A 12,500-nucleotide genomic window follows, 5' to 3' on the forward strand; every position below is an offset into this window, starting at 1 on the left:
AAGCCATGTCTGAAAAAAACTCCTCAAACCTATACACCTCAGCTCCACTACTATTATTAACTCCCCCATTAGGACGCAAAATCAAAGAAATCGGGCGAGTCCATGCCTCATGGACCGATGTTAAACCCATTTCTAGCCTCCCCGCGAACCAACAGATTATTAAAACCATCCTCCACCACCGCCTTGGCGGAACATTCTGGGAAACCGACATAAAAATTCAAGGCTCAATTTTGGTGTGCCTCCCCCCACAAGCAGAAAATGCCTTAAAAATGTACGCTGCTATTATGAAAATTTATGAAAAACATTCCTTAATATTTATACTACCTCAGGGATTTTCTAATAATAAAAAGTTTAACTCAAAAAAATTATCTAATAAAATATTATTTGAAAGTACATTCAATCCATACTCGATAATTTTGAATATTTCAAAAGTAATATATTATAATTCTAATATAAATAATATTGTTATTTTAAGCTCCTTTTTGAAAAAAGAAATTTTTGAATTCAGTTTTGACGCCTCTATTAAATTTGTAAACTCCTCTTTAATTGCCGCAAAATCTTTATCCTTAATCATCAACAACACATCTTATTATTGCCCATACTCAGGTGCACCCATCTCTTTATACGAAACACTTAATATACTTTCGGAATGGAGAAGCATCATTCTCAAAAACCGTACCATTCGGGCCTGCCTAGGTATGTCTTTTTGGAAACGAGAAAGGATGAGCGAATTCTTCTCTACCCCAAACCATCCACTCACATTCTATCGCACCCCTTTTACGGCACTTAACGCCGCTAAACGAAGTAAAAAAAGTATAGCTGTTTGGGCAACACGCATTCCAAAAGGCCTCGAAAAAAAAGCCTCCAAAGAAAAAATTTCTCTATTTCGAATAGAAGATGGATTTATACGTTCATCGGGCCTCGGAAGCGGTTTTTTGCCTCCAGCCTCAATAATAGCCGATACACGTGGAGCATATTACGACCCCGCCCAACCAAGCGATCTGGAAGTTTTACTCGCCACACACCCACTGGACGCTGATCTGCAAGAACGCGCACTGTGTTTGATCCGTACGATCCTCAAAAAAAATATCTCAAAATATTCGAGCGGCGGTAGCTCGCCAGACTTAGAACTACCAATCGAACAAAAAATTATTCTCGTACCAGGCCAAGTAGCTGACGACCTTTCCGTAAAATTAGGCGGCAAAGAAGTTGGCTCAAATTTTGAACTTTTAAAACGTGTTCGTAAAGCTTGCCCAACAGCCTTCATTTTATATCGCCCACACCCAGATGTAGATGCCGGACACAGAGCTGGTTCTATACCTGACGAAGATGCATTACGCTTCGCCAATGTTATCTCTCGTGAGGGAACAATGGCTCCATTGCTCGACCGCATTGACGAAGTCCATACCTTAACCTCACTTACAGGCTTCGAGGCACTGATGCGAGGGAAACAGGTTACCACTTACGGCCAACCCTTTTACGCCGGTTGGGGCCTAACAACCGACCGTATTCCGCTGGCACGCCGCACAAGACAACTTACCATGCCTCAACTCGTCGCCGCCACATTGTTGCTCTATCCTCGCTATATTGACCCCTTTACTGGCCTCCCCTGCGGCCCGGAATTATTAATTGAGCGCCTTGGTGAACCTGAACTCTGGAAACCTTCTCTTTTAATGCGTATACGGAGACAGCAAGGAGCTTTAAAAAAGACGCTCATTAAGAATGCTCGGCCTATTTTGCAAAAACTACGGTGACCTCTGAATTCTATGCTAACCGGCAAAAAACCATTCAACCGCACACAAACACCAAACGTGCAGCGCAATATCCTATTGCTGCAGGGTTTGATGGGACCATTTTTCCGTATGATCGGTAGAGCTCTTCGTAAAGAAGGGTATGGCGTCTGGAAAGTAAACTTTAATGGTGGAGACCGTCTAACTTGGGGCTTGCCTGGTGGTATCGACTTTACAGGTCGCGCAAATGAGTGGCCTGACGCACTTTTAAAGATTATTGTAAAACACGAAATTACCGATGTTATTCTGTTTGGAGACTGTAGACCGCTCCATAGCGCTGCAATAGCCGTCTGTGCACGTTTGCACATTCCAGTGCACGTTTTTGAAGAAGGCTATCTACGCCCAGACTGGGTGACTCTTGAACTGGGTGGCGTAAATGGTAACTCAACCCTATCCAAAGACCCTAAATATTATCTCGACCAAGCCTCCGCTTTACCTAGTCTGCCTCCCCACACCCCTGTTCCATCCTCATTCCGTACGCGTGCACTGCAGGGACTTGCCTACAACACCGCAGATCTTTTAACACGCTGGCACTACAGACACTGGAACAATTACAGACCGTGGCACCCTTTGACTGAGGGAATTGGCTGGCTGCGGAAACTAGCTGATCAAAAAAAACGTCTCGCTCGCACTAATACAACTTTAGCTAATCTGCGTGCGTCAAATAGCCCTTATATGCTTTTCCCCCTGCAATTAGATGCAGACGCTCAAGTTCGTCTTCACTCGTCTTTCAGCGGTATGGCGGAAGCAATAAGAACCGTTATCGCTTCCTTTACCGAGCACGCTCCGCGCGGTATGCGATTAGTAATAAAAGAGCATCCCTTAGATAATAACGTTCGAAGCTGGCGTCACGAAGTCGCCATGCAGGCGGCAGCCTACGGCGTCTCCGAACGAGTTGATTATTTCGAAAGCGGTGATATTGCAGAACTCGTGCAAACTTCTCTTGGCGTCATAACGATCAACAGCACAACAGGTACTTTAGCTTTGGCTGAAAATAAGCCCGTAATAACATTAGGCAGCGCTGTTTACGATATTCCGGGCATTACCTTTCAAGGCCCCCTCTCTGAGTTTTGGGCATCTCCTGGCATCCCTGATATGAACGTTTTTGAGGCATATCGACGCGTGCTAATAGAACGGTGCTTGATCCCGGGAGGCTTTTTCTCAGATGAAGCCATCGAGAAACTCGTGCATAATGCAATGGACCGTCTAACAAAACATAGCCCACGAGATTTTGCTGCAGCTTCGCGTTCCGAAATGGCACGACGCGAAGCACTACGAAAAAAATTAGCCCGCAATCCCGCCGAACTCGTTGAGCTTTTGCCCTCGACCGCAGGACACTTGACAAAGTTATGACCGCAAACTCTTCCCTTCCCTTTTATACGTTTGACATTTCCCGCCTATTGTCGAGATCTTCCGCATCAGCGCCAACTGGGATCGATAGAGTTGAACTCGAATATGCACGCTATCTCTGCCAACATGCAGAAGACAGACTTCAGTTTTCCGCAGTACACCCATTTGGTCGACTTTCCATCCTGCCTTTTGAAATAGCCAAAAGCTTTATCGAAAAAATCGGGGTATTTTGGGACAATGGCGAACAAGGTAAAGCTGTTCAGAAATTGAGCACACGCTTAATGCGCAGCCTAATCCTACCAAAATTCAAACAAAATACAGATCACACCAGACCAGACGTTTATCTCTTAATGTCACATCATCACTTAACGCGCCCCAGTATTTTTGAAACAATAAAGCGCCGGAACAACTCATTTTTTGTTCCCATGGTCCATGACTTAATTCCTCTGCAATACCCTGAATACTCTAGAGAGAAAGAACCAAGCCGTCATAAGCGTCGTATCGAGACAGTGGTGAAATTTTCAGACGGAGTGCTTACACCATCTTTGGCTGTACGGGACGCGCTTCTTCCATATTTTCAACATAGTCCTCGACCAGAGGTACCCATATGGCCCGCGCCATTGGGTGTAAGCCCACGCACAACAGCAGCGTCTTACTCGCTGCAGGTGACTACGGAAAAACCATACTTCGTCTGTTTAGGCACTATAGAAGGACGAAAAAATCACCTGCTTTTATTAAATGTCTGGCGCCGACTTATCGAAATTCACGGCGCCAAAACCCCTAGGCTGCTTATTATTGGCAAACGAGGCTGGGAAAACGAACAGGTTATCGACATGATTGAGCGCACACCTTCGTTTGCAGGAATAGTTCGTGAATACAATAACTTACCAAACGATGAAGTTGTCGCCCTTTTGAAGAACGCAAGAGCCTTATTGTTTCCTTCATTTTCCGAGGGCTTTGGCTTACCCCTGGCGGAAGCTTTGGCATTAAACGTCCCAGTTATCTGCTCTGATATTCCGGTTTTTCAGGAGGTTGGAAAAAACAAAGTTACATATCTAGACCCTATAGATGGACTGGGTTGGTTAGATACAATATCTACATACTCCAGCTTAAAAACACCACAAACACCCCCTCCTTATTTTGAAGATAATGATGCATTAAACTGGGATACTAGTGTAAAGAATGGTTTGCTTGAAATAGAAAATTTTATTTCTCAAAAAAAATTAGCTTAAAAGATAAATAAATTGTTTATATATACTTTATTAATATCAATAATTTTTGTAAATTTAATTGATATATCTTCAAAATATATCCTTGGTAAATCAAGTAATGAACAGCAACCCTTCTCAGGTAGTGTTTCTTTATTATTAGAAATATCGTTCAGGTGCTCAATTTTTGCTATCGTATACAGCTTTTTATTAACATTAACCGGAAGAAATATTGCATCATCATTAATAACAATACCTTTTTTTACTATAATTTTATTTGGCTCATTTATAAAAAATAAAGTGTTGGGGGAAACCCTTATGTTTTGTGATGTTGCTATAATAAAATTATTCATTAAACACCCTCAATTTTACTTTAATGCCATTCCATTATATTCACGTTTTATTTTAGCGATCTCCTTGCCAATATTATTACTGCTAGTATTTTATATCTTTCTTTATGATATCCTCAATAATATAGATTATGCCGTTATTAATAGAACTATAGGTTTAATTATATTTGTGATTTTTATCTTTCTGCTCAATATTTCATCTTTATTTGGCCTACCAAAAAAAATGTTGCCAAATCCGCAATTAGAAGATGCGAACAAAAAATACGGAATATTAGTTACTTTTGTGTTGGGCTGGTTAAGGTGGAAAGAGGATAAAAAAACAATAATTAACCTAAACAAAAACACTTACCCTATTGTCAGAAATACTGACAAACCTATAGTAATAATAATTCAGTGCGAGTCATTTTCAGACCCTAAAGATCTTAACATTAAATACGATAGCCATAAATATATAAATAATATTTATAGATCTAAAAAACTAGGCGAAGTAGGAAAACTTTTAGTTTCCGGTTTTGGGGCATATACTATGCGAACTGAATATGGCCTCATATTCGGCCATGAAGAAGATGTTCTCGGCTTCTGTCGGTTTGATCCTTATTTAACAGCCCTAAAAGTAACTAAAAATTCACTTCCCCACCGCCTATCCACCGTGTGCAGCAAGCGTTTTTTTATTCACCCTCACGATTTAAATTTTTATGACCGCGCCACCATCATGCCTGCTGTAGGTTTCAACCACCTTGTTGGTATAAACGACTTCCGTGGTGCATCTCATTCCGGTCGCTACATTAGCGACCAAGCTATCGGCGAAAAAATTAAAGCACTGACCAAAAATGCTATTCAAGATAATATCGGTGCTCTCATCTATGCTGTCACCATCGAAAATCATGGGCCATGGTCTGGAGGCATAAAAGATTACCTAAGCCACCTAAAAAATGGGGACACTCTGTTTGGCGACATTCGTCAATTTTTAGAAAAAGAAAATATAAATGCACTACTAGTTTTTTTGGGTGACCATCGACCTTCTATTCCAAATAAAGTAATACCTAGAAATGAAAGATTTACTCCTTTTGCAATATGTGGATTTGGACAAATTAAATATAATAACGATTTTTCTGAAATATTTATGACACCAGCTCAGCTTCATCATTTTATTTTAGAAAAACTAATATATAAATAATATTTTTTTTCAAAATTTTATTTACCAACTTCATATTTTGTGCACCCTTGCGAATTGTCTAACAACTTCTTGTGGTATAAAGATATAAAGAGCTTATTTCATCTTAGCCGTTATGGTTCCGAGGATTCACTAATGACTTCCACCAATTCCAGTAAAATCATTGCTGCTTCGCGCACAGTTATACCTGTAATTCTATCGGGCGGCTCCGGTAGCCGTCTATGGCCTGTATCACGTAAAAGCTTTCCAAAACAATTTTGGCCTTTACTGTCAGACAAGAGCCTGTTGCAGGAAACTGCTAAGCGTGGCCTACACGCGGGTTTGGGAAGTCCTATTGTAATTTGCAACGACGCCCATCGTTTTATTATTGCCGAGCAACTCCGCGAAATTGGTATACTGGACGCTCGCATTGTTCTTGAACCTATCGCTCGCAACTCTGCACCAGCAATAACGGCTGCAGCTTTGCTCGTAGCAGAAAAAGACCCTGACGCAATTCTTTGGGTAATGGCTGCCGATGCAGCAATTGAAAACACAGAAAAGCTCATTGAAGCTTTAGACTGTGCTGTTGATACTGCTGTGGCTGGATACATAGCGACATTTGGTATCAAACCAACAAAGCCCGAAACAGGCTATGGTTACATCGAACGCGGCGAAAAGCTAGCCGCTGTACCGGACGCCTACCATGTCTCGAAATTTATGGAAAAACCAAGCGCTAGTGAAGCTGCCGCACTTATCCAAGATGATCGTTTTTCTTGGAACTCTGGCATGTTTGTTGCACAAGCTCGTACTCTTTTGTCAGAAATACAAACTTTCGAGCCTGAAATTTACAACTCTGTAAATCAATCGGTTAAAGACCGTGTAACTGATTACGACTTTGAGCGACTAGCCACTGAATCGTTCAGCCGTTCACCAGATATTTCAATAGACTATGCCGTTGCAGAGCGCACAAAAAAAGCAGCCGTAATTCCATCGACTTTCAAATGGTCAGACGTGGGAAGCTGGGACGCTCTCTGGGAACTCACCCCAAAAGATCCTGAAGGGAATGCTACTTTTGGTGACGTTTTCTTAGACGGTGCTAAAAATTGCTATGTTCGTTCGGATGGCATCGTAGCAACCGTCACTGGCGTCGAAGATCTCATCGTCGTGGTAACAAAAGATGCCGTGATGGTATCACATAGAGATAAAGCACAAGACGTAAAAAAAATGGTGGCGCGTCTTGAAAAAGAAAAACGTCCAGAAGCTGTCAACCATAATAGAATGTACCGGCCTTGGGGCTTTTATGAAAGCTTAATCCAAGGCGGGCGCTTTCAAGTAAAACGCATACATGTAGACCCCGGTCATAAGCTCTCTTTGCAAAAACATTTTCACCGTGCCGAACACTGGGTCGTGGTGGCTGGGACCGCAATTGTCACCCGCGATGCAGAAGAAATTATGGTCCGCGAAAATGAGAGCATCTATTTGCCTCTTGGGGCTGTACATCGCCTTGAAAACCCAGGACGTATCCCTTTGACACTCATCGAGGTTCAGTCAGGCCCCTATTTAGGGGAAGACGATATTGTCAGAATAGAAGACATTTATTCGCGTCAATAATAAAAAATCAGACTATGTAGCTTTTAAGCTACATGGTCTTTTATTGAAGAAAATATTGGGTCTATAGATGAAAATTTCCGAGTGGATGGTCCAATCCAGTGTCCCCTTTGGCACCAGTGGCGCACGCGGTTTAGTCTCCGATATGACTGATGCTGTATGCTTTGCTTACACTGTAGGTTATCTCAAACATTTGGAGACGTTAGGGGAGTTTTCTCCTGGTACTTCAGTAGCTATAGCAGGGGATTTGCGGCCCAGTACTCCGCGAATACTGGAAGCATGTTCTGCTGCCATCTTATGGATGAAAGGCCTTCCTCTAACCTGTGGTTATGTGCCTACACCAGCTCTGAGTTTGTATGCATTCTCGAGAAAAATTCCCTCTCTAATGGTAACTGGTAGTCATATTCCCGATGATCGAAACGGTATAAAATTCAATCGTGCACAGGGAGAGTTTTTAAAAGACGATGAGACCGCAATGCGCGAGCATCATGTCTCTCTTCCATCTGGCTGGTTTGACGGTGCGGGCAACTTAACTCATACCGCTGGACAACCAATGTCCGTGAATGTTGTCGACGAATATGTAAATCGGTATCGTGATTTTTTCGGGACTTCGTCTTTGTCTGGCCTTACTTTGGGTGTTTACCAACACTCTGCTGTTGGTAGAGACATTCTCGTCTCCATTGTTGAGGCCTTAGGAGGCACGGCTATCCCTCTTGAACGTTCTGACAAATTCGTCTCTGTTGACACCGAGGCAGTCAGGCCGGAAGATGTGACCTTAGCTCAAGGATGGGCAAAAAGTGGTCTTTACGACGCCATTCTCACGACAGATGGGGATTCCGACAGGCCCCTTCTTGCGGACCAAAACGGCCGTTGGTTACGTGGCGATATCTTAGGGATAATTGCTTCTAAAGCCCTCGGAGCTTCTGCTGTCACAACGCCAGTCAGCAGCAATACAGCGCTTGAAGCATTAAATTCTATACATTCGATCCGCCGAACGAAAATAGGATCACCATACGTTGTTGTTGCCATGAACGAAGCCGTAGCAGAGGGCTGCGTACCGTCGGTTGGGTATGAAGCCAACGGTGGTTTCCTTTTGGCAAGCGACATCGTACGAAATGGTCGTACTTTAACGGCGCTACCAACTCGTGATGCTGTATTACCAATGTTGTGTGCGTTGGATGCCTCTCTAAAACACAAAGAAGGCTTATCTGGTCTGCTAACAACCCTTCCGGCTCGTTTTACTGTTAGTGATCGACTAAAGGATATTCCAACTGCTCTTAGTCAAAAAAAGCTAAAAGAATTCAGGGTTGATATCATTAACTCTGCTGAAGAAATCGGTTTCAATACAATCAGTGGCTCTGTTAAAAACATTAATGAAATAGATGGCTTACGCTTAACATTTGATTCAGACGACGTCATACATCTTCGTCCATCTGGAAACGCTCCTGAACTTCGCATTTATGTTGAGTCACATACGCAAGCCCAAGCTGATTTAGTACTTTCCGAGAGCCTGAAAAAAGTTGCTCATTGGATTAATCAATAAAAAATGCGGTCGATCAAGCCCCGCATAGTCTCCGATGAGTCCAGAACGGTATCGATGCCTAGAGGGTTTAAAAACCCTCTAGGCATCTTTTAGTTAAAATTCTAATCCATAAAAAAGCATAAGCCTTAAGTCTATTTGCTTACCCTGCGCGTGCAATAAGGTTGGGTGTTTTAAGGAGCGCCGTTTTATTATTTAGGTTTTGGGAATTGGTTGCGGGGGTAGGATTTGAACCTACGGCCTTCAGGTTATGAGCCTGACGAGCTACCGGGCTGCTCCACCCCGCGGATGAGTTTTGTGTGTTTTTTTTGTGTGTGTATTGGGTGAGCTAGGGGACCTGGCGGCGACCGACTTTTCCGCACCTTAAGGTGCAGTATCATAGGCGCTGAGGTTTTTCACGGCCGAGTTCGGGATGGGATCGGGTGTAGGATCCTCGCCATGGCCACCAGGTCTTCTAGCTCACCCTCGTGTTGGTAGAGGAGGGTGATGAGGTTGGTGTATTTTTGAGTGTGACTGATTTCTGTGCATGTGTTTGTGTGTGAGGATTATGAGCGATTAGTACCGGTTAGCTGAGTACATTACTGTACGTATACACCCGGCCTATTAACGTGCTGGTCTTGCACGGCTCTATGAGACCTAGTTTTGAGGTGGGTTTCCCGCTTAGATGCTTTCAGCGGTTATCCCGTCCGAACTTAGCTACCCGGCTGTGCCACTGGCGTGACAACCGGTGCACCAGAGGTTCGTTCATCCCGGTCCTCTCGTACTAGGGACAAATCCTCTCAAGTCTCTTACACCCACGGCAGATAGGGACCGAACTGTCTCACGACGTTCTAAACCCAGCTCACGTACCACTTTAATCGGCGAACAGCCGAACCCTTGGGACCTGCTCCAGCCCCAGGATGTGATGAGCCGACATCGAGGTGCCAAACCTCCCCGTCGATGTGGACTCTTGGGGGAGATCAGCCTGTTATCCCTAGAGTACCTTTTATCCGTTGAGCGATGGCCCGTCCACGTGGGACCACCGGATCACTATGGCCGACTTTCGTCTCTGATCGAGCTGTCACTCTCACAGTCAGGCGGGCTTATGCCATTGCACTCGACAGCCGGTTTCCGACCGGCCTGAGCCCACCATCGCGCGCCTCCGTTACACTTTGGGAGGCGACCGCCCCAGTCAAACTGCCCACCATGCAGGGTCCCGGATCAGGCTGACTGATCTCGGTTAGACATCAGAAAAATTCAGGGTCGTATTTCAAGGATGGCTCCACCGGTGCTGGCGCCCCGGCTTCAAAGCCTCCGACCTATCCTACACAGAATTTTCCTGATGCCACTGCAAAGCTACAGTAAAGGTTCATAGGGTCTTTCCGTCTGACCGCGGGTACCCCGCATCTTCACGGGGAATTCAATTTCGCTGAGTCGATGCTGGAGACAGTGGGGAAGTCGTTACGCCATTCGTGCAGGTCGGAACTTACCCGACAAGGAATTTCGCTACCTTAGGACCGTTATAGTTACGGCCGCCGTTTACCGGGGCTTCAATTCAATGCTTGCACATCTCCTCTTAACCTTCCGGCACCGGGCAGGCGTCAGGCCCTATACGTCATCTCTCGATTTCGCAGAGCCCTGTGTTTTTACTAAACAGTCGCTACCCCCTGGTCTGTGCCACCCACACATGGTTGCCCACGGGTGGGTCTCGTTTATCCCGAAGTTACACGAGCAATTTGCCTAGTTCCTTCAGCATCGTTCTCTCAAGCGCCTTGGTATACTCTACCAGTCCACCTGTGTCGGTTTCGGGTACGGTCTATATGCTAGAGCTATTTCCTGGAATGGTCCAAAAGCTGGTTCAATCCGATAAGAACCAACAACATATCTCATTCGTCACTTCTAGCAGGCTCAGGACTATTAACCTGATTCCCATCGACTACGGCTTTCGCCCTCGCCTTAGGGGCCGGCTCACCCTGCGTGGATTAACCTTGCGCAGGAACCCTTGGACTTTCGGCGACAGTGTTTCTCGCACTGTTTATCGCTACTCATGTCAGCATTCGCACTTCCGATATCTCCAGAGGGGGTCACCCCGCCTCCTTCGCAGACCTACGGAACGCTCCGCTACCGCGCATTCATAAGAATGCACCCACAGCTTCGGCACGTGACTTGAGCCCCGTTACATTTTCGGCGCAGGGTTTCTATTAGACCAGTGAGCTATTACGCTTTCTTTAAAGGATGGCTGCTTCTAAGCCAACCTCCTGGTTGTTTTGGAATCCCCACATCCTTTCCCACTTAGTCACGATTTAGGGGCCTTAGCTGGTGGTCTGGGCTGTTTCCCTCTCGACAATGGACCTTAGCACCCACTGTCTGTCTGCCGGACTATACTCCTCGGTATTCGGAGTTTGGTTAGGTTTGGTAAGGCTTTGGGCCCCCCTAGCCCATCCAGTGCTCTACCCCCGAGGGTAAACATCCGACGGTCTACCTCAATAGATTTCGCGGAGAACCAGCTATTTCCGAGTTTGATTGGCCTTTCACCCCTAACCACAGCTCATCCCCGACTTTTTCAACAGGCGTGGGTTCGGCCCTCCAGTGCGTGTTACCGCACCTTCAGCCTGGCCATGGCTAGATCACTCGGTTTCGGGTCTTCTGCCAGCAACTCAGTCGCCCTATTCAGACTCGCTTTCGCTACGCCTACACCTAACGGCTTAAGCTCGCTGCAAACAGAAACTCGCTGACCCATTATACAAAAGGTACGCCGTCACCCCATAAGAGGCTCCGACTGCTTGTAGGCGTCCGGTTTCAGGTCTCTTTCACTCCCCTTATCGGGGTGCTTTTCACCTTTCCCTCACGGTACTTGTTCGCTATCGGTCACTGAGGAGTATTTAGGCTTGGAGGGTGGTCCCCCCATGTTCAGACAGGGTTTCACGTGCCCCGCCCTACTCAAATCCTTATCAAGACATTATGCATACGGGGCTATCACCCATTCTTGCCGGACTTTCCAGACCGTTTTGCTTCTTCTTAATAAGGCATTGGCCTGCTCCGCGTTCGCTCGCCACTACTAGCGGAATCTCTGTTGATGTCTTTTCCTCCAGGTACTTAGATGTTTCAGTTCCCCGGGTTTGCCTCATACACCTATGTATTCAGTGCATGATCCTCTTACGAGGGGGTTGCCCCATTCGGACATCCACGGATCAAAGCTTGTTCGCAGCTCCCCATGGCTTTTCGCAGCGTACCACGTCCTTCATCGCCTCTCAGTGCCAAGGCATCCACCGAACGCCCTTCTCATTCTCACACAACACCCAATTCCAAGGAATTGGACACATGCACAGAAACCAGCCACACCCTAAGATGCTGCCGACTTCTGCTCATGTTCGCAGTGTCAGACACACTCTTTATTCATCATCATCTGAATGCTCACGCCATTCTCTTAGCATTGTACCAAAGGCACAAAGGGTCAGACCAACCCGAGAACGGCACACGCAGATGATGCACCAACCTATTCACACTCTCAAAGAACCAACA

At 45.5% G+C, this 12,500-nt stretch carries 6 protein-coding genes, 1 tRNA gene and 2 rRNA genes; 6 read left to right on the forward strand and 3 right to left on the reverse strand.

Going from position 1 to position 12,500, the window contains the following annotated elements:
• Window positions 1-5: 5 nt before the first annotated feature.
• The 6 genes from D5366_RS04485 (at window position 6) to D5366_RS04510 (ending at window position 9,002) form a co-directional block, all read left to right on the forward strand.
• Window positions 6-1,754 (forward strand): capsular polysaccharide export protein, LipB/KpsS family, encoded by a 1,749-nt coding sequence (locus D5366_RS04485; RefSeq protein ID WP_141492465.1) that lies wholly within the window; start codon window positions 6-8, stop codon window positions 1,752-1,754.
• Window positions 1,755-1,862: 108 nt separating this feature from the next.
• Window positions 1,863-3,143, forward strand: coding sequence for a capsule biosynthesis protein (locus D5366_RS04490; protein ID WP_240775347.1), 1,281 nt, complete (start codon window positions 1,863-1,865; stop codon window positions 3,141-3,143).
• On the forward strand, window positions 3,140-4,372 hold the full coding sequence (locus D5366_RS04495) for a glycosyltransferase family 4 protein (RefSeq protein ID WP_141492467.1): 1,233 nt from the start codon (window positions 3,140-3,142) through the stop codon (window positions 4,370-4,372). The genes D5366_RS04490 and D5366_RS04495 overlap by 4 nt, the downstream gene beginning before the upstream one ends.
• A gap of 12 nt (window positions 4,373-4,384) precedes the next feature.
• Complete coding sequence (locus D5366_RS04500) at window positions 4,385-5,875, forward strand: sulfatase-like hydrolase/transferase (protein ID WP_141492468.1); 1,491 nt, start codon at window positions 4,385-4,387, stop codon at window positions 5,873-5,875.
• Window positions 5,876-6,007: 132 nt separating this feature from the next.
• Entirely contained in the window at window positions 6,008-7,462 is a 1,455-nt protein-coding gene (locus tag D5366_RS04505) for a mannose-1-phosphate guanylyltransferase/mannose-6-phosphate isomerase (RefSeq protein ID WP_141493824.1), read from the forward strand.
• A 67-nt stretch (window positions 7,463-7,529) separates the two neighbouring features.
• Window positions 7,530-9,002 carry a phosphomannomutase gene (locus D5366_RS04510; protein WP_141492469.1) on the forward strand — a complete coding sequence of 491 codons (1,473 nt, stop codon included), beginning with the start codon at window positions 7,530-7,532 and terminating at the stop codon, window positions 9,000-9,002.
• A 207-nt stretch (window positions 9,003-9,209) separates the two neighbouring features.
• Here D5366_RS04510 and D5366_RS04515 read toward each other — a convergent pair.
• From D5366_RS04515 to D5366_RS04525, 3 genes are all read right to left on the reverse strand, one after another.
• Window positions 9,210-9,286: transfer RNA gene (locus D5366_RS04515), tRNA-Met, on the reverse strand.
• A gap of 48 nt (window positions 9,287-9,334) precedes the next feature.
• Window positions 9,335-9,449: ribosomal RNA gene (gene rrf, locus D5366_RS04520) — 5S ribosomal RNA — on the reverse strand.
• Window positions 9,450-9,534: 85 nt separating this feature from the next.
• A 23S ribosomal RNA gene (locus tag D5366_RS04525) occupies window positions 9,535-12,271 on the reverse strand.
• Window positions 12,272-12,500 lie beyond the last annotated feature (229 nt).

Origin of the sequence: Neokomagataea tanensis, from assembly GCF_006542335.1 — a bacterium.
Classification (GTDB): domain Bacteria; phylum Pseudomonadota; class Alphaproteobacteria; order Acetobacterales; family Acetobacteraceae; genus Gluconobacter; species Gluconobacter tanensis.